16 protein-coding genes are annotated in these 17,715 nt (G+C 68.1%); 11 read left to right on the top strand and 5 right to left on the bottom strand.

Annotated elements, in window-relative coordinates; translation table 11 throughout:
* Nucleotides 1-78 precede the first annotated feature (78 nt).
* Complete coding sequence (locus AB0H76_RS17835; RefSeq protein ID WP_357324524.1) at nucleotides 79-417, top strand: hypothetical protein; 339 nt, start codon at nucleotides 79-81, stop codon at nucleotides 415-417.
* A 1-nt stretch (nucleotide 418) separates the two neighbouring features.
* Here AB0H76_RS17835 and AB0H76_RS17830 read toward each other — a convergent pair whose 3' ends face one another.
* Nucleotides 419-2,455, bottom strand: coding sequence for a CocE/NonD family hydrolase (locus AB0H76_RS17830; protein ID WP_357324522.1), 2,037 nt, complete (start codon nucleotides 2,453-2,455; stop codon nucleotides 419-421).
* 147 nt (nucleotides 2,456-2,602) lie between these two features.
* Nucleotides 2,603-3,301, bottom strand: a complete 699-nt coding sequence (locus tag AB0H76_RS17825; protein WP_357324519.1) for a WHG domain-containing protein — start codon at nucleotides 3,299-3,301, stop codon at nucleotides 2,603-2,605.
* Nucleotides 3,302-3,447: 146 nt separating this feature from the next.
* Here AB0H76_RS17825 and AB0H76_RS17820 point away from each other — a divergent pair, with 146 nt between their 5' ends.
* From AB0H76_RS17820 to AB0H76_RS17800, 5 genes are all read left to right on the top strand, one after another.
* Nucleotides 3,448-4,377, top strand: a complete 930-nt coding sequence (locus tag AB0H76_RS17820; protein WP_357324516.1) for an NAD-dependent epimerase/dehydratase family protein — start codon at nucleotides 3,448-3,450, stop codon at nucleotides 4,375-4,377.
* A gap of 68 nt (nucleotides 4,378-4,445) precedes the next feature.
* The gene (locus tag AB0H76_RS17815; RefSeq protein WP_357324513.1) at nucleotides 4,446-6,173 is read left to right on the top strand and encodes a GMC family oxidoreductase; all 1,728 of its coding nucleotides are present in this window, start codon (nucleotides 4,446-4,448) and stop codon (nucleotides 6,171-6,173) included.
* Nucleotides 6,174-6,320: 147 nt separating this feature from the next.
* Nucleotides 6,321-8,210, top strand: a complete 1,890-nt coding sequence (locus AB0H76_RS17810; protein ID WP_357324511.1) for a VWA domain-containing protein — start codon at nucleotides 6,321-6,323, stop codon at nucleotides 8,208-8,210.
* A 318-nt stretch (nucleotides 8,211-8,528) separates the two neighbouring features.
* The gene (locus AB0H76_RS17805; protein WP_357324509.1) at nucleotides 8,529-9,131 is read left to right on the top strand and encodes a hypothetical protein; all 603 of its coding nucleotides are present in this window, start codon (nucleotides 8,529-8,531) and stop codon (nucleotides 9,129-9,131) included.
* A 186-nt stretch (nucleotides 9,132-9,317) separates the two neighbouring features.
* Entirely contained in the window at nucleotides 9,318-9,830 is a 513-nt protein-coding gene (locus tag AB0H76_RS17800; RefSeq protein ID WP_357324506.1) for a MarR family transcriptional regulator, read from the top strand.
* A gap of 19 nt (nucleotides 9,831-9,849) precedes the next feature.
* Here the strand turns inward: AB0H76_RS17800 and AB0H76_RS17795 are convergent, their stop codons facing one another.
* On the bottom strand, nucleotides 9,850-10,770 hold the full coding sequence (locus AB0H76_RS17795; RefSeq protein WP_357324503.1) for a helix-turn-helix transcriptional regulator: 921 nt from the start codon (nucleotides 10,768-10,770) through the stop codon (nucleotides 9,850-9,852).
* Nucleotides 10,771-10,892: 122 nt separating this feature from the next.
* Complete coding sequence (locus AB0H76_RS17790) at nucleotides 10,893-11,111, bottom strand: EF-hand domain-containing protein (protein WP_357324500.1); 219 nt, start codon at nucleotides 11,109-11,111, stop codon at nucleotides 10,893-10,895.
* 282 nt (nucleotides 11,112-11,393) lie between these two features.
* Here AB0H76_RS17790 and AB0H76_RS17785 point away from each other — a divergent pair, with 282 nt between their 5' ends.
* From AB0H76_RS17785 to AB0H76_RS17775, 3 genes are all read left to right on the top strand, one after another.
* Nucleotides 11,394-12,956: an adenylate/guanylate cyclase domain-containing protein gene (locus tag AB0H76_RS17785; protein WP_357324497.1), complete on the top strand. Its 1,563-nt coding sequence runs from the start codon at nucleotides 11,394-11,396 to the stop codon at nucleotides 12,954-12,956.
* Between the two features lie 103 nt (nucleotides 12,957-13,059).
* Nucleotides 13,060-13,803: an alpha/beta hydrolase gene (locus tag AB0H76_RS17780; protein ID WP_357324494.1), complete on the top strand. Its 744-nt coding sequence runs from the start codon at nucleotides 13,060-13,062 to the stop codon at nucleotides 13,801-13,803.
* Entirely contained in the window at nucleotides 13,790-14,248 is a 459-nt protein-coding gene (locus AB0H76_RS17775; RefSeq protein ID WP_357324491.1) for a MarR family transcriptional regulator, read from the top strand. The genes AB0H76_RS17780 and AB0H76_RS17775 overlap by 14 nt, the downstream gene beginning before the upstream one ends.
* Before the next feature lie 27 nt (nucleotides 14,249-14,275).
* Here the strand turns inward: AB0H76_RS17775 and AB0H76_RS17770 are convergent, their stop codons facing one another.
* Entirely contained in the window at nucleotides 14,276-15,508 is a 1,233-nt protein-coding gene (locus AB0H76_RS17770; RefSeq protein ID WP_357324488.1) for an MFS transporter, read from the bottom strand.
* Between the two features lie 188 nt (nucleotides 15,509-15,696).
* Between AB0H76_RS17770 and AB0H76_RS17765 the strand changes: the two genes are divergently transcribed.
* Nucleotides 15,697-16,929 carry a hypothetical protein gene (locus tag AB0H76_RS17765; protein ID WP_357324485.1) on the top strand — a complete coding sequence of 411 codons (1,233 nt, stop codon included), beginning with the start codon at nucleotides 15,697-15,699 and terminating at the stop codon, nucleotides 16,927-16,929.
* Between the two features lie 45 nt (nucleotides 16,930-16,974).
* Nucleotides 16,975-17,649, top strand: coding sequence for a TMEM175 family protein (locus AB0H76_RS17760; RefSeq protein ID WP_357324482.1), 675 nt, complete (start codon nucleotides 16,975-16,977; stop codon nucleotides 17,647-17,649).
* Nucleotides 17,650-17,715: the final 66 nt, after the last annotated feature.

The raw sequence follows: 17,715 nt of genomic DNA, 5'->3' as shown, positions 1-17,715 counted from the left end.
TCCCCGGACGGCACGTGAATCGGAGCGCCCCAGGCGGTTTCGCGCGCTAGGCTCGCCCCATCTACCTGGGGAGGATAGATGGCGAACAGCAGCGGCCCGCTCGGGGTGATCCGGCAAGCCGGTATCGCGGCCCTCATCGCCGGCGTCCTCTGGCTCGCCATCGCCCTCTTCGCCGCCAACGCCGACCCGGCGGCGACCCCCGAATGCGACGGCATGCGCATGGTTCCCGGCGACAAGTGCATCGTCTCCGGCGGCAGCGGCGACAGCTACACCTACGAGTCGAAACTCTCCGATCAGCGCGAGGGCAAGGCACGCGGCGAGCAGCAGCTGCCCTACGCCGTCGCGCTGACCGGCGTCGGGGCCGTCGTCTATACCGGTGCGCTGGCCGGCAAACTCCGCACGCTGGTCAGCCGCTAGCTCACCAGCCGGGGTTGCCGCCGATCGGGATGTTGACCCAGCTCGGCCGGTTCGGGTCGAGTTCGAGGTGCTGCGGCTTCAATTCGCTGGCGTTCAGCAAGGGCCGCAAAGGAAGTCCGCGGGGGGCGTTGAGGGCGAAGACGTCGATGCGGAGGCGGTGGCCGGGTTGCAGGACGCCGTCGGTGGCGGCGAGACCGATGTCGACGGCGGTCGGCTCACCGGGGACGAGTGGGGTGCGGGTGGCCAGGGTCAGGATCGGGTAGGGATCGGTGTAGTCGCCGTTCGGTGATCGTGTGGCCTTGGCTTCGTCGACCGCGCGCAGCGAGGCCTGGAGTTGGCCGCTGGTCCAGACGGTGGAGCGGCCATCAGGGGCGACGTCGTTGACGGTGACCGCCCAGTACCCGTCGGTGGCGTCCAGCACGGTGTTCAGGTGTACCGCGATCGGACCCGAGATCGCGGTCGGTTCGGCCACGGGAGCGCTGGTGAAGGTGAGCCCGTTGAGTTCGTTGATGCGATTGTCCTTGGCGCACACATCGAGTACCGCCGTGCCGCCGGCGGTCCCGGTGGCGGCGTCGCGCGAGCACAGACCGGTCAGGCCGGGGGCGACGGTCAGGCGGGCGGCGGCGCCGGGCTCGGCGCTCAGCGAGCCGTCGTGCACGCTGCGCGCGGTGCCGGAGATCGCGGGATCGAAGTACAGGCGCCGGTAATCCATTCCGGGGCGCGGGAATTCGGTGGTGCTGGTCCAGGCGCCGCCCTGCTGCCAGAGCGTGACGTCGGCATAGTCGTCGATGCCGTTGTCGATGCCTTTGAGCCACTTGTCGAACCAGGCGCGCTGCAGCACGTCCAGGCGCGGCGGGGCGCCCGGCGCACCCATGCCGCTGGCGGTGGTCAGGTGATAGGTGTCCCCCATGACCAGCTTCTTCTGCCCCGCGGGCACATTCACCGCGTTGAACACCTGCGGTGAGCTGTAGGTGAAGATGTCGTGCCAGCCGCCGTAGACGAAGGTCGGAATATCGATGCGGTCGGGGTGGCCGAGCCAGTCGGTGCGGATCGCGGAGGTGTCGTCGACGATGTCGAGCAGGACATCGGGCAGCTCTTCGATGGTCGGCACCGTCAGCGCGGCGAGCAGCACGTTGAAGAAGGTGAGCGGGTCGGCGGCCCGGTCGGCCAGCCAGCGCGCGTCGAAGGTGCCGTTCAGCAGCGATTGCACGTTCGGCACCAGCTTGGTGCCGTTGACCGCCATCAGCCACAGCGGCAGGAATCCGACGCCGATGCCGCCGCCGGTGGCGGCGATGTCGCGCAGCAGGTCGCTGCCCGGCACGACGGGGAAGATCGCTTTCAGCGCCGCGGGTCTGCGCTCGGCGGTCTGCAATTGGTTGATCGCCGAGTAGGACACTCCGGTCATGCCGATGCTGCCGTTCGACCAGGGCTGACGCGCGGCCCAGTCGACCACCTCGACCCCGTCGAGCTGCTCGCGCTCCCCGAATACCTGCCACCTGCCCTGTGAGAAGCCGGTACCGCGGACGTCCACGACCACCTGGGTGTAGCCGGACCGCACCAGATTCCGGTCGACGCTGAAGGTCCGGGCCAGGCCGGCGGGCAGCGCCTTGGTGACCTCGGTGAGCCCGCCCAGGCCGAGCCCGGACAGGTCGAAGTCGCGCATCGCGCCCAGCAGCGCGTCGCTCAGGACCGGGATGCTCATCGCCGAATCGGCGAGATTGCTGATGAGCTTCGAGTAGGGGGTCAGGTTGACGATGGTGGGTGTCGGCTCGGTGATGGGCTGCCCCGAGGCGTCGGCGGGCCGGTACACGTTGCCCTCGAGCACGGTGCCGTCGCTCATCGTGACGGGGACGTCCCATTCCACGAAGACGTTCGGATACGCCTGTGGCCCAGTATGTGTCGCGGTCCACTGGGCGCCGAGCGCGCCGCCGTCCGGCATCGCCTGCCCGGTCTGTGCCGTCACCAGGCCGGTGCTGACCGCGATGACCGTCACCACCGAGGTGGTGACGGCACGCAGGAGACGCCGTCGTCTGCTCATGAGTTCCCCGCTCGATTCGGCGTCCACTGCGACGCCGTTTGGCTACTGGCGAGTAGGGTAATGCCGATCACTATCATGGGCAATAGTGCGTTGTGTCACCGCACAATTCGATTGTGAGCTCGCATCAAGGTTGGGCCACAGCACAATTCAGGGCCGGAAGCCGAGCATGTCGAGCAGCGCGGCCATTTGGAGCTCGAACAGCTCGTCGCGATCGGCGAAGGTTCCGCCGCCGTACATGTCGAAGACGTCGCCGCTGACCAAGCCGAACAGCGACGCCCACAGCGTCACCCCGCGGGTGACCAGCCAGTCCGGCAGGTCGAGCCCGAACTCGCGGCGAATGACCTCGAAACTGCCCGAGAGCGCGCCGGATACCACCGGCAGCGGGTCGGGCGCGGTGAGCAGGCCGCGCTCGTAGGCCTGCCCGAACAGGGCCTGCATGGTGACGATGACCCGGGTGCCGGGCATCATCGTCTGCTCGGCGGGCGCGTCGTAGCCGGGTACCGGCGTGCCGAAAAGCAGCCCGTACCTTGCCGGTTCGGCCAGCGCCCAGGTGCGCACGGCACGGGCCAGGACCAGCAAGCGCTCCCGCGGCTCGTCGGGCGCGCCCACGAGGGCCGCGTCCACCGCGTCGCCGAGCGCGTTGTAGCCGTCGATCACCAGCAGGGTCAGCAGTTCGTCGCGGCTGCGCACGTAGCGGTAGACCGCCGAGGACACCACGCCCAGGTCGCGGGCCACCGCGCGCAGCGACAGGGCGGCCGCGCCGTCGCTGGCCAGATGCGCACGCCCGATCCGGACGATGTCTTCCATGGTCTGGGCGCGAGCGCGGGCGCGGGGTGTCGTGGGCATACAGACACCGTGCAATAAATGGAGAGCATTGTCAACATTAGCGAGCACCGCTCTTGACACGAGTCCGAATCCGGGGCAAGCTGGGCACAGCAGAGAGCGGTGCTCTCGAAAACTGAAAAGGGCCGTGGGCCCGCGAAAGGATCATGATGTCGGACCTGCATATCGTCACCGGAGCCGGGCCTGTCGGCCAGACCATCGCCGAGCAGCTGGCCGCCGCCGGTCAGCAGGTCCGGGTGCTCACCCGGTCCGGCAGCGGCCCGGACCATCCCCGCATCGAACGCCGCGCGGTGGATATCGGCCGGCCCGAACAGCTTTCGGGTGAATTCGCGGACGCGGCGGCGGTGTACCACTGCGCGGGCGCCTCGCGCTACGCCGCGCAGGCCTGGCGGGCCGAGCTGATTCCCGCGCAGCAGTCGGTGCTCGACGAGGCGGGCAAGACCGGCACCGTGGTCGTGATCGCGGAGAACCTCTATTCCTACGGTCGCGTCGACCGCCCGATCACCGAGGACATGCCGCGCGAGGCCGAAGGCGGCAAGCCCGGAGTCCGCACGGAGCTGGTGCGTGCCCGGGAAGCCCACACGACTCCCACCGTCAGTGTCGGCGCCGCCGACTTCCTCGGCCCCTACGTGCGCAACTCGATGTCCGGCGAGCAGATCTTCGCCCCGATCCTGGCCGGGAAGAAGGCCAAGGCGCTCGGCCGCCTGGATCAGCCGCACTCGTTCACCTATGTCCCCGACCTCGCGGCGGCCATGATCCGCGCGGCCGCCGACCCGGCGCTGTGGAACAGCTTTCTGCACGCCCCGACCGCGCCGCCGGTCACCCAGCGCGAGCTGATCGACCTGATCGGCGACGCGGCCGGCCTGCCGAAGCCCGGCGTGGCGGCCCTCGGCCCGGGCCTGTTGCGGGCCCTCGGCCTGGTCAGCCCGCAAATGCGCGAATTCGCCGAGATGAGCTACCAGGGCGCCGCGCCGTTCGTGCTGGATTCCAGCGCCAGCGCGCGGCGACTCGACCTGCGTCCCACCCCTCTTGACGAAGCCGTGGCCGTCACCGTCAACTGGTGGAAAACCCGAGCGTGAGCCGCACCACTACTGGAGAGTAGTGTTACCGACAGTCACAGAAGACCGGCATCGAGGGAGTTCTGCACATGGACCAGCGGGCGACGGATTTCGACGTACTCATCGTCGGCTCCGGATTCGGCGGCAGCGTCACCGCATTGCGGTTGGTCGAGAAGGGCTACAAGGTCGGCGTGCTCGAAGCCGGCCAGCGCTTCGCCGATGACGAGCTGCCCAAGACCAGCTGGGATCTGCGCAAGTTCCTCTGGGCGCCCGCCCTGGGCTGCTACGGCATCCAGCGCATCCACCTGCTGCGCGATGTGCTCATCCTCGGCGGCGCGGGCGTCGGCGGCGGCTCGCTGAACTACGCCAACACCCTGTACGTCCCGCCGGAGCCGTTCTTCCGGGACGCGCAGTGGCGCGAGATCACCGACTGGCGCGAGGAGCTCACCCCGTACTACGAGCAGGCGCAGAAGATGCTCGGCGTGGTGCGCAACCCGCACATGACCCCGGCCGACGAGGTGTTCAAGAAGGTCGCCGACGACCTGGGCGTCGGCCACACCTTCGTGCAGACTCCGGTCGGCGTCTTCTTCGGTGAGCCCGGTCAGAAGGCCGCCGACCCGTACTTCGGCGGCGTCGGCCCCGAGCGCACCGGCTGCGTCGAGTGTGGCGACTGCATGGTCGGCTGCAAGTTCGGCGCCAAGAACACCCTGGTGAAGAACTACCTGTATCTCGCGGAAAAGGCGGGCGCGCAGGTCGTTCCGATGACCACCGTGTCCGGGATCCGCCCGCTGCCGGACGGCACCTGGGATGTCAGCACCGTCCGCACCGGCGCCTGGGTCCGCAAGCAGCCCAAGACCTACACCGCCGAGCACGTGGTGCTCGCCGCCGGCACCCGCGGCACCCAGCAACTGCTGTTCGCCATGCGCGACAAGGGTGTACTGCCGCAGCTCTCCGATCGGCTCGGTGTGCTCACCCGCACCAACTCCGAGTCGATCGTCGGCGCGGCCACCAAGAAGGTGACGCCGGGCGTCGATTTCACCAAGGGCGTCGCGATCACCTCCTCGATCCACCCCACCCCCGACACCCACATCGAGCCGGTGCGCTACGGCAAGGGCTCCAACGCCATGGGCCTGCTGCAGACCCTGATGGTCGACGGCGGCGGCCGCATTCCGCGCTGGCTGCGCTTCCTGCTGCTGGTGCTGCGCCGCCCGCTGGATCTGTTCCGCTTCCTGTCCACCCGGAACTGGAGCGAGCGCACCATCATCTCGCTGGTCATGCAGCACCTGGACAACTCGATCACCACCTACACCAAGCGCGGCCTGTTCGGGCGCAAGCTGACCTCGAAACAGGGCCACGGCGAACCGAACCCGACCTGGATCCCGGCCGGCAACGAGGTGACCCGCAAGGTCGCCGAGCAGATCGGCGGCATCGCCGGCGGTAGCTGGGGCGAGATCTTCAACATCCCGCTCACCGCGCACTTCCTGGGCGGCGCGGCGATCGGCGCGGACGCCGAGCACGGTGTCATCGACGGCTACCACCGCGTCTACGGCTACCCGACGCTCAGTGTCGTCGACGGCGCGGCGGTCTCGGCGAACCTGGGCGTGAACCCGTCGCTGACCATCACCGCGCAGGCCGAGCGCGCCGCCGCGTACTGGCCGAACAAGGGCGAGCAGGACACCCGGCCCGCGCCGGGGCAGGGCTACCAGCGGATCGCGCCCGTCGCGCCCAAGCAGCCGGTGGTGCCCGCGGGCGCGCCGGCGGCGTTGCAGCTGCCGATCGTCGAGATCCGCAACACCGGGCAGAACGCCACCGCCTGAGCGCCACAAAGCATTCGGGGATAGCAGTCGATTCTGCTATCCCCGTTTTGCTGTCTCGCACTTATCGAATAGCTATCGCGAATCGAGTTGCAGTAGGGTCCGATTTGCCGCATGCGTCCGAATGCGGTGGAACGGAGTGTGGAGAGCGTGTCGCGTGTCGCGAAGATCGTCGCCCTCGCCGCGGCGGGGGTGATCGGCCTGCTGCCCGGGGCCGCACCCGCCCTGGCGCAGGAATCACCTGGCGGCCAGAACAATCCGGAGTACGCGCCGACGATGCTGGTGCTCGACGCGTCCGGGTCCATGCTGGCCGCCGATCCCGGTGGCGGCACCAAGATGGACGCCGCGAAGAACGCGGTCCGCAGCTTCGTGGGCGCCGCGCCCGAGGCATCGAAGGTCGGACTCACGGTGTACGGCACCGGGACCGGGTCCACCGATGCCGAGAAGGCCGCGGGCTGTAAGGATGTGACGCAGCTACAGGCCGCGCAGACCATCGACAAGGCGGCGCTCACCGCTGCCGTCGACGGGATCGTGCCCAGCGGTTTCACTCCGATCGGCGCATCGCTGCGCAAGGCCGCGGAGTCGCTGCCCAAGGAGGGGCCGAGTTCGATCGTGCTCGTCTCCGACGGACTGGACACCTGCTCGCCGCCCGACCCGTGCGAGGTCGCCAAGGAACTGAGCAAGCAGGGCCACCAGATCGTCATGCACGCCATCGGTTTCGGCGTCGACAACGCTTCGCGCTCGCAGCTGACCTGCATCGCGCAAACCACCGGCGGCACCTACACCGACGCCGCCGACGGCGCGACCCTGGAACAGGTGCTCCCCCGCGTCAGCGCCACGGCGCTGCGGACCTACGCACCGGCGGGCACCCGGGTCGAAGGCACCCCGCGCTATCGCGACGCGCCGGCGCTCGTGCCCGGCCAGTACCTCGACGTGCTGGCGCAGAAGTCCAAGCGCTACTACGCCGTCGACATTCCCGAGGGCTCGACCGCCTACTTCAGCGGCACCGTGTCCTTCGCTCGGCGCGACGGCTCGGCGTCGTTCAGCAACAACCGGCTAGACCTGCGCGTGTACGGCGCCGACGGCCACGACTGCAACGTGTACGAGAACGAGCTGGCAACCCGCACCAGCGACGGTGTCGCGCTGACCGTCGGCAGCGTGTTCACCAAGGCCGCCGAGCCGAAGACCGGCAGCCCGAGCACCGACCGGTGCCGCGGCGGCGGTCGCTACTACTTCACCTTGGAGTGGGCGCACGTCGGGGAGAACTCACCCGAACAGCTCACCTTGGAGATGAATGTCGGCCTGGAATCCGGGGTTTCCGATCCCGGCCCGCCGCCCGCGCAGACCGCGCCCGTCGACTTCACGACACCGCCCGGCCCGGTGCGGCCCACGGTCGGCGGCGGCTCGTTCAACGTCGCCACCACGCTCCCCGGTTCGGGCATCTACTCCGACACCATGCAGCGCGGCGAATTCGTGTTCTACAAGGTGAAACTGGACTGGGGTCAGGGCCTGGCCTACCGGGTGCACTTCGCCGAAACGGGGACACGCGGCAGCGCTTACACCTCGAATATCGCCACCACGCTTTACACCCCGTTCCGGACCGAGGTCGATGACGACACCTCTGCCTACACCGGCACCGAGAAGGTCTTGCCGTCGAACGACCCCGCCGTCGCCACCATCCCGATCCGCTACCGCAACCGCGATGCCGATGTGGTGAAGGTCCGCGAGCAATCGGTGCCGGGCTGGTACTACATCGCAGTCAAGCTCAGCCCCGGTAGCGAACCCGAGCGGGCGCGCACCGCGCCGGTGCCGATCGAGGTCGAGATCGCTGTGACCGGCAACGCCGAGCCGGGTCCGACCTACCAGGCCGCGCGGGCCGAAACATTCGGTGGCAGTGGGAAACCGGCGGCCCAGGAACCGGTTGCCCCCGCGAGCGAGTCCACAGGGATCTCGCCGCTGGTGTTGGCCGCCGGAGGTGCCGTGGTCATTCTGGTGGTGGGCGGTCTGCTGCTCACACTGATGCTGCGACGGCGCAGGTAGACACAACAAAAATACTCTTTACCCGATTACGGCGGGCCCCAAACATAAATCCGCCGAGGCCATTCGGGCGCCACCGACTATTCCAAAGCTTTAATGCCGAGGCAATGTGAAATACTTTCCGAAGTTAATATTTATCCGGAGATAAATACAAACCGCGCAGCCTTATCCGTGGACTGCGGGCTTTTCACAGGGATAGTTCCAAATCGAACCAAAACGAATGCGAACCGGCTATATTTCAGATCTCTTCGGTTTCAACTCGAGATCCGAGTAGAAGCCATTGCTTCACTATTGGAGATAGATATGCGATATACCGCATCCGTGCTTGTTCGTGCCGGCGTTGTAGCTCCGGTGGCGCTTGCCACGCTCTTCTGTTTCACCACGCCCGCGAATGCCGCCACGGTCAACGTCAACATGAGTTGCCGCGGCACGATCTTCGGCATCGGCCAGACTTCGAGCATGGCCACCTCGGTCACCGGCACCGCCCCGGGCTCGGTGGCGGCCGGCTCCGCCGTGGCCATCACGCTCGCCGCGGGCTCGTCCACGGTGCCCAGTTCGGCCTCGGGCTTCACCGTGACCAACATCAGCAATCTGAAGACCACCTTCCCGGCTCCCACCAATTCGACGGTGGTCTCGGCGACCGTCTCCGGCGGGACCGTTCCCGGCACGGTGGCCGTCACGGGTGGGAATGTCGTTCTCACCGTGCCGGGCCCGATCCCCGGCGGCACCACCTTCACCCCGCCGGCGGTGACCATCAACGTCACCGCCGGCGCCGCCGGCACCCCGATCACGACCAAATACGCCGGTACCAGCCATGCCAACCCCGGCATGACCATGACGACCAAGGTGGCCATCGTCGGCAATGTCGCGACGGCCTGCTTCCCGGATCCGTCGCCGACCTTGACCACCACCACCGTGGTCTGACGCCTTCGCCGGTCACCACGACGTAACCGTCGACGCTGACCGAATATGGCAAGTGGCTGGACTGAGCCGTTACCCGCGGCTCAGTCCGGCCACCGGTCACCGTGTCATACAGTGCATGTCCGGCCGCTGCGGGCGGTGACTCCTGTTGAGAGGTTTCATGTTTCGACAGTTCGAGGATGGAAGGCCGTGCGACCGACATCAACCGACCCGGCTCCGATCGCGCTGAAGCTCAGAAGGGCTTTGGAGTTGCACCACGGGACCGTGGACGACCTGGCCCGTGAGGCGATTCGATTGCTCGGCGTCAACGCGACCGACCGGCGCGCGCTGGAAATCGTCCTCCTCGCGAACGAGGAGCCCACGACACCCGGAATGCTGGCCGACCAACTGGGCCTCACGGCCGGTGGCACCACGATCATGCTCAACCGGCTCGAAAAACACGGCTACATCGTCCGCTCCTTACACCCCACCGATCGCCGCCGCGTGATCGTGGTGGCCACCGATCTCGCCGCCCGACGCGTGCGGAGACTCATCGCACCCCTGCTCGAAGAGGCCTACACGATGATGGTGAGCGGATACGAGCCCGCCGAACTCGAAATGATCGCGAGCTTTCTCGGCAGGGTGAGCGAACTGCAACGTGGCCACCGGGTGCGGCTCCGCGAAATGGGCCCTTATCCGCCGCCCCTACCGCCGGACAGCTGAGGCCTTCCGAGGCCTGCGGCTAGCCGGCGAGGAGTTCCGGGTGATAGGTGCGCCGATGGTCGAGCCACGGTTCCCCGCGGTCCTGCTCCGACATCGCCAGCAGCGTGCGGAGTTTCGTCCACGCGTCCTCGTCGACCGGGGTGTAGATCTGCACCCACGCGCCCGGGACCGACGGCAACGACATCGAGGTGACGAACATGTCGAGATCACCGACCGCCAGATTGCGCACGGACTTGACCCGGCTGATCGGCACCGCCACATCGTTGCGAGCCCACAACTTCGCGAAATCCGTGCTCTTGGTGCACAGTTCGCTGATGAACTCCTGCCAGCTCGGGTCGGCGAGGTTCTTGGCGTAGGCGCCGCGCAGGTAGGCGACCATCCGACGCAGATCATCCCAGCTGTGGTGGTAGGCGTTGCAACACTTGGGCGTCAGGAACACCCGCTTGGCGATGTTGACATCGGCCATCACGTCACCGACCGCGCGGATGGGGCACAGCGACTCGTAGGAATCGTTGTAGGCCAGCAGGTCGTAGCGGGCGCTGAGCAGAACTGCCGGTAGCGGGTGCAAGTGGTCCAGAATGACCTGAAGTTCCTCGGGCAGACCGGTTTCGGTGTGCGGGCTCGGAACCGTCGGCACGCCCGCGAGCCGGTAGACGTGCGAGCGCTCGGCCGCGTCCAAGCCCAGCGTGCGCGCCACCGCGTCCAAAACCTGGACGCTGACATTGATTTCGCGCCCCTGCTCCAACCACGTGTACCAGGTGACCCCCACCCCGGACAGCTGCGCGACCTCCTCCCGCCGCAACCCGGGCGTGCGCCGCCGCGGCCCCGGCGGAAGCCCGACATCCTCCGGAGCGATACGAGCGCGGCGCGATTTCAAGAAGGTGCCCAACTCGTTTCGCTGCGCCTTACCCAGCGCCCGCGCGTCTGCCACTGTCGTCACCCTCCGATAGTCGCCGATAACCGAAGGCTTATCCAGGTGCTGCCAGTATTAGTTTTAGCGAGCTCCTGTTACCAGTGGCACGCGGGTCGAGATGGAGGTCATCGCGCGCCCGCTCCGCGGGTTCAGCTGACGAGGGTCAGGAACTCTTCGAGGCTGAGCTTGCGGTCCCCGTTCAGATCCGCCTTGTCCACGATCGCCAGCGCGGCCTTCTTGGCGTCTTCGGTCGAGAACCCGTACGCCTCAACGGCCTGCACGTACTCCTCGAGGGTGATGAAGCCGTCACTGTTCGCATCGACCTTCACGAATACCGCCTTGGCCTCGGCAACAGTAAACCCGCCCATAACCCACTCCTTCGTTCACATCCGACAACCGAAATAGCCATCGAAGTATCGCACCCGCCCTCGGCCGGAGGTTTTCGACGGTCGGCCGCGGGGTTGCGGGCGCCGTTCGCCGACGCTAGCCTCAGTGCACACTTGTTCACTGAATGTCCCGGCGTCCAGTGCGCCGCCGGTCTCCGCGCCCGGCAGCTATGGTTGCCCGGCAAGTGCGGCGGTCGACCATCTGTCGCGGCCCGGTCCGGGCACTCGCAGCCTTCGACACGAGAGAGCCGGAAAGGGCAGAGCATGCTGCGGAGCAACGACCCACTCACGGCGGCGCCCTGGGGTTCACGACTGCTCGGCCGCGAAGACGAAGCCGCGGGCACTCGCCGGCTCCGCATCCAAGTGCTGTTGACGCTGCCGATCGTGCTGGCGAACCTGGCCGGCGTATTCGTGTCGATCACGTTGATCGGTTTCGTGCTGCCCGGGCCGTCGGTATTCACCGAGAAGCTCATCCTGGTCGATGCCGTCGCCGCGCCGGTCTACGCCGTGGTCGCGGTGGTGATCGGCGTCTGGTGGGGCACCGCGCGCGGTTTGGGCGCGCTGGGCTGGGCGCTGGACTCCGACGCGGTGCCGACCGAGCGACAGCAGGCCGCCGCCGCGGCGGTCCCCCGGCGGCTGGTGCGGATGCAGGCGGTGCTGTGGTTCGGCGGAGTGCTCGTGCTCACCCTGCTGGCCGGACTCGCCGACCCCCGGCTGATCCTCAAGGTCGCGTTCGGCATCACCCTCAGCGCGGTCGTGGTGTGCGCGAGCACCTATCTGATCATCGAATTCGCGCTGCGGCCGGTGACCTCGCGGGTTCTGTCGGCTCGAGCTTCGCGCTCCCCCACCGGAATCGGCGTTTTCGGGCGATCGCTGCTGATGTGGCTGGTCGGTTCGGGCCTGCCGGTGGCCGGACTGATGGTGCTGGCCGTGCTCGCCCTGTGCACCGACGAGGTGAGCACGGCCCGTTTGGCGGTGTGCGTCCTGTCGCTGGGCGGCGCGGCGCTGCTGATCGGCTCGCTGCTGATGATCCAGACGCTGGCCGCCGCCGTCGCCCCGATCAACGGTGTGCGCCGCGCCATGCGCGAGGTGGAGAAGGGCGAATTCGACCTGGAGCTCGCGGTCTACGACGGCACCGAACTGGGCGAACTGCAGAGCGGTTTCAACAACATGGTCCGCGGTTTGCGCGAACGCGAGGAGATCCGGGACCTGTTCGGCCGGCACGTCGGGCGCGAGGTCGCCAACGCCGCGCTGACCGGCAACGCGCAACTGGGCGGTATCGAAGTCGAAGCGGCAGCGCTGTTCATCGACATCGTCGGCTCCACCACCATGGCCGCGTCCATGCCCGCACCCGAGATGGTGGCCATTCTCAATCGCTTCTTCGGCGTGGTGGTGGACGAGGTGGAACGCCACGGCGGCCTGCTCAACAAGTTCGAAGGCGACGCGGCCCTGGCCGTATTCGGCACGCCCGCACCGCTTCCCGACGCGGCGGGCGCCGCCCTGGCGTGCGGCCGCGCGATCCGCGCCCGGCTCGACACCGACGGCACGGATTTCGTGGCGGCCATCGGCATCGCCGAAGGACGGGTCGTAGCGGGCAATGTCGGCGCGCGGCAGCGCTATGAATTCACGGTGATCGGTGACGCGGTCAACGAAGCCGCCCGGCTCTGCGAACTGGCGAAGCAGGACTCCCTACTGCTCACCTCGGACAAGACGGTCACCGCGGCCGATCCCACCGAGGCCGAGCACTGGCAGCTGGGTGAATCGGTGGAACTGCGCGGCCGGCTGACCCCGACCCGCCTGGCCCGCCTGGCCTCACCCGACAACTGAGCGGCGTGGCCGAAGCCGCTGACGGCCCCTCCAGACCTGCACTCCAGCTCCTGTGACCCACCTAACATGTTACACGACATATATGTCGTGTAACTTATCAAGCATGAGCAACGCACACCCCACCCTGGTTCTCATCCCCTGCTTCTCCGGCGCCCCTTGGAGCGCCGACCAACTCGCCCCCTACGGCGACCTGCCGGTGCGCACCCTGCGCCTGCCCGAAGGCATCTCCGACATGGAGACCTACGCCGATCACGTCGCCGCCGCCGTGGCCGACCTCGACGACTACGTCCTCATCGGTGATTCCTTCGGCGCGAACATCGCCCTCGCACTTGCCGTGCGGCAGCCCGCGGGCCTGCGGGCGCTGGTCATGTCGGGTGGTTTCGCCGCCAACCCGCTGTCCTCACCGGCGTGGAAGGCCCTGATGCGCACCATGGGCAAAGCGCGCGGAGCCGCGTACCGGCAGCTCGTGTTGCGCACCCACGCCCACCGCCTCGCCTCGCCCTACGACGGCGAAGGCCAAATCCCCTGGAGCGAGGCACGGAGCCGAAAAGTGTTCCTGGACAACACCCCCGCCGCCTCCTTCGGCGCGCGAGTCGTCGCGGCGCTGAACGCCGACTACGTCGACGCCCTCCCCCGCGTGCAGGTGCCCACGCTGATCATCACCCCCGCCCACGACGAACTCATCGGCGAGGACGCCGCGGCCATCATGCGCGCGGGCATCCCCGACGCGCGGGAAGTGGTGCTGCCGCGCACGGGCCACATGTTCCGGTTCTCCCACCCCACCACCTACGCTGTCGCGGTACAGAATTTCCTGACCGAGACGGAGCCCGCCGATGCGACGCGCTGAACACCTGCGGTTCGCGATCCTGGCCGCGCAACGCGAAGGCAACAGGCTGCTCGCCCAGTCCCTCAAACCGCTCGGCGTCACCCCCGCCCAGGCCGAGGTGCTGCGCCTACTGCAACAGCGAGGGCCGCTCTCGCTCAACGGAATCGGGCAGCTGCTCGTGTGTGAGAGCGGCAGCAGCCCCAGCCGGCTCGTCGACCGCGTCGTCGGCCTCGGACTGGTCGACCGCCGCACCGCCGCCGAGGACCGCCGCCACGTGGAACTGACCCTCACCCCCGAAGGTGAGCGGGTCGCGACCGCGATCGCCGGGGTCGAACACGGCCTCTACGCCACGCTCGACACCGTCGCCGCGGATCACGACACCGACGCCCTGCTCGGTTTCCTGCACGCCTTCGTCGACCACCTGCCCTCCGGGGAAGCACTGGCCCGGCGCCTCGACGAGGAATAGGCCGCACGAACCACGACGATCGTCAGTTCAGTTTCGAGGTAGCGCACGCGGCAGGGTGAGGGCGACTGCCGCTGTCACCGCGATACCGCACCCGCCCGCCGCGATAAGTGTCGTGGGCGCATCGGTGGCATCCAGGAGCAGGCCGCCTCCGACGTAGGACGCCGCGGCGGCAATACCGATGGCGCCGTACAGATTCCCGAAGACGCGGCCGAGCATCCCCGCCGGCACGATGCGTTGCAGCAGTGTGCTCGACGCGATGTCCATAGCCGCGATACCGATCCCGCGCACGGCCTGCACGGAGAAGGCCGCGGCTACCGACCAGGCGAGGCCGGTGAGCAGGTTGCCCGCGCTGCTGACGAAGAAACCGCCGATCAGCAGCACGGTCAGCGACACCCTGGTGCCGACGCGTCCGACGAGCGCATAGCCGATCAGCAGGCCCACACCCACCGCGCCGAGCAGCAGCCCGACCGCGGAATCATCGGAGTCCAGTGTGTCTTTCGCCAGGAGGACCAGGGCGACGTCGTCGACACCGTTGCAGGCGACGACCGCGCAGAAGCCGAGGCAGATGATGCGAAGGGCAGGGGTGCGCCCGATATATCCGAGCCCCGTCTTCGCTTGGGCGAGCAGCGATTCCTGGACGCCTTCGACGCGCTCCGGTGGCATCGGGCGAAGCGCGAACAACACCGCCGCGGACAACAGAAACGACGCGGCGTCGACGAAGAGCACGCCGCGGATGCCGAGGAACGGCAGCAGGGCGGCCGCGAGCAGCGGGCCGAAGGCTTCGGCGGCGTTGGCGCCGAAGCCGATCGCCGAGTTGGCCACCGGGAGATCTTTGTCGGCGACCAGTGCCGGGACCGCGGAGCGCGAGGCGGGCATGAAGATATTCGCCGCGATGGCGCGCGCGGCGACCAAGCAGAGCAGGAGCGGCAATGCCGGCAAGGACAGCGCGATGAGCAGGACCAGCGCACCCTGCGCGAGTTCGCAGCCGATCATCACCCGGCGCCGGTCGAAGCGGTCGCTGATGGCGCCCGCGATGGGGCTCAGCAGGGATGGCACGAAATCACCGACCAGCAGCAACAGCGCGACGGCGAGGGCCTGGCCGGTGGTGTTCGCGACGTGCAGCATGAGCGCGACCAGGCTCAGCGAGTCGCCGGCGTAGGACACGATCCTCGCGGTGAACAGCGCGCTGAGCGGTCGATTGGACCGCAGCAGACGCAGCGCCCCGGCGGTGTGCTCGTCGTTCGCCGCGGAAGTCGGCATGGTCGGACTCCACCTCGGCCGCACAGGATCACACTGGACCGGTCTGTCCAATGCGCAGGCGATTCATCGTGCCGAACCCGCCGGACCCGCGCAACAGAAATACCGACGGGCCGCGTTCGACAGGAACCGCAACTCGCGCATAATCTTCTACCTCGCTGCGGGTGTGGGTTTACAGAGGGAAGTTGTCGATGGGTTTGTTGGAGGGGTTGTTCGGCTCCAAGCGCAGGCGGTTCGGGGAGCAGGCGCTGGGCATGGTGCGAGCACAGCATCGGGTGGCATCGGCGGAGCTCGACGCGACGGATTTCGTGGTCAGTTACGCCACGCACGACGGGGAGCGCGGGCGGATGAGCCTCGAGACGGTCTTCGCGCGGTGTGCGGACGTCCCGGCCGAACAAGCCCGGCGGATGCTGTTCGACTTCGTCGCTCTGCCGACGACCGCCGACAATCAGCCGGGCCGGCCGCAGGGCTGGGCGAGCGCCGCCGCGCGGTTGCGGCCGCTGATCCGACAGGCGGGCCAGCTCGACCGGCGCGCGGAGGGTCTGCGGATCGCCGACCACACGCTGTGGCGGCCGCTGTTGCCCTGCTTGATCGAGACGGTCGTCATCGACGACCACACCTCCATGCAGTCCGCGGACCCCGGCCTGCTCGACGAGTGGGGTGTGGACGTCGAGACCGTTTTCACGGCCGCGCGCGCCAATCTGGCGGAACTGGCGATGGATACGCTCGGCGGCTACGACCCGGGTGCCAAGGCCGGAGTACTGCACATTCCGGATGCCAGTGGTGATCTGTATGCGGGCTCGCTGCCGCTGGTGCAGGGATGGTTGGCCGGGATCGGCGCGAAAGCTGGTGCGCGCCCGATCGTTTTCGTGGCCCAGAACACGGGCGTGCTGGTCGGCGCGGAATTCTCGCCCGAGCATGTGCTGCATCTACTGCGCACCGCGCGGCAGCTGTTCGACGATGCGGTGCGCGAAGTTTCACCGGTGCCGTACACGCTGGACGAGCACGGTCGGCTCGTGCCCTACCGGGTGCCGCGAGATCACCTGGCCTGGCGCGAGATTCGAGCCGCGGAGTCGACGCTGGCCGCGCGCGTGTACAGCCAGCAGTACGAGCATCTGCGGGCGGATCTGGATGCGGGCCGAACCGGCGATTTCGCCGCGCAGCTCACCCACATCAGTAAGAACGGCGTCGAAACGACATATGCGGCGTGGACCGACACGGTGCCGACGCTGCTGCCGCGCGCGAACAACGTCAGCCTGACCAACGCCGACACCGGCGCGACCTTTTTCGTGCCGTGGCAAACACTCGCCACCGCAACCGATTTGGAACCCGTCGAGGGAATCCACCCACCCCGCTACCGCGTCCGGTTCCACCCCGACACCGAGGTCATGACACGCCTGCGCGCCGCGCAGAAGATCGACTAGTACGGTGCAGACGTCCCACCGCGTGGCCGTAAGGAGCCCAGAGCCGTGACCGACAACGTAGCGTCCGCGCCCAGCGCCAAGGATTCCAGCGCCCCTCGGATGGGAGCGTTCACCGACGCGGTGCTCGCGATCGCGAGCACCCTGCTGGTCATCGAAATCAAACGCCCGGAGGGCGCGGAGCTGGCCGGCCCACACGCCCTGGCCGAATTCCTCTGGGACGAGAAGGCGTCGTTCGTCGCCTTCGTGCTGGCGTTCTTCCTGCTGTGGTCGGTGTGGCGCAGGCACCACCACTTCATCGACGAGATCGACCGGCTGGACCGGGCGACCGCCGCCGCGCACGCACCGCTGCTGCTGTTCGCCGCCTTCCTGCCCTTCCCGACCGCGGTCTTCGGGCACGCCGCCGACAACAAACTCGCCGCCTGCCTCTTCGCCGCGAGCGCGGCAGCGCTGTTCGGCTCCGAGGCGGTGATGAAGGAATTCGCTTGGCGGCGTGCGATATTGCGCCCCGGGGTCGATCCGCAGAAGATCCGGATCAGCGCGAACGCGTCGGCCTCGGTCACGCTGGTGTTCGTCGTGACGGCCGGGTTGGTGTGGGTCGCACCGTGGATATGGCTGATCTGGTTCCTCGCTCCCCTGGCCGCGACCGCGGGTGGGAAGCTGCTCGATCGTTTGCGGCCCGCAGTCCCCGCGCGGATACGCGAGCGCCAGGCAGAGCGGTAACACCACCGGCGTTCAGCCGGTGCCAGAAGCATTCGGGCCGTTGGTCTTCCGACGACTGGAACCCGA

It is taken from the genome of Nocardia sp. NPDC050712, from assembly GCF_040654295.1.
In the GTDB taxonomy this organism is placed as follows: Bacteria; Actinomycetota; Actinomycetes; order Mycobacteriales; family Mycobacteriaceae; genus Nocardia.
This window is presented reverse-complemented; position numbering and strand designations above follow the sequence as displayed.

Coding starts and splice junctions, on each gene's coding strand:
- AB0H76_RS17835 (WP_357324524.1), top strand. CDS start 79: ATGGCGAACAGCAGCGGCCCGCTCGGGGTGATCCGGCAAGCCGGTATC.
- AB0H76_RS17830 (WP_357324522.1), bottom strand. CDS start 2,455: ATGAGCAGACGACGGCGTCTCCTGCGTGCCGTCACCACCTCGGTGGTG.
- AB0H76_RS17825 (WP_357324519.1), bottom strand. CDS start 3,301: ATGCCCACGACACCCCGCGCCCGCGCTCGCGCCCAGACCATGGAAGAC.
- AB0H76_RS17820 (WP_357324516.1), top strand. CDS start 3,448: ATGTCGGACCTGCATATCGTCACCGGAGCCGGGCCTGTCGGCCAGACC.
- AB0H76_RS17815 (WP_357324513.1), top strand. CDS start 4,446: ATGGACCAGCGGGCGACGGATTTCGACGTACTCATCGTCGGCTCCGGA.
- AB0H76_RS17790 (WP_357324500.1), bottom strand. CDS start 11,111: ATGGGCGGGTTTACTGTTGCCGAGGCCAAGGCGGTATTCGTGAAGGTC.
- AB0H76_RS17785 (WP_357324497.1), top strand. CDS start 11,394: ATGCTGCGGAGCAACGACCCACTCACGGCGGCGCCCTGGGGTTCACGA.
- AB0H76_RS17780 (WP_357324494.1), top strand. CDS start 13,060: ATGAGCAACGCACACCCCACCCTGGTTCTCATCCCCTGCTTCTCCGGC.
- AB0H76_RS17775 (WP_357324491.1), top strand. CDS start 13,790: ATGCGACGCGCTGAACACCTGCGGTTCGCGATCCTGGCCGCGCAACGC.
- AB0H76_RS17770 (WP_357324488.1), bottom strand. CDS start 15,508: ATGCCGACTTCCGCGGCGAACGACGAGCACACCGCCGGGGCGCTGCGT.
- AB0H76_RS17765 (WP_357324485.1), top strand. CDS start 15,697: ATGGGTTTGTTGGAGGGGTTGTTCGGCTCCAAGCGCAGGCGGTTCGGG.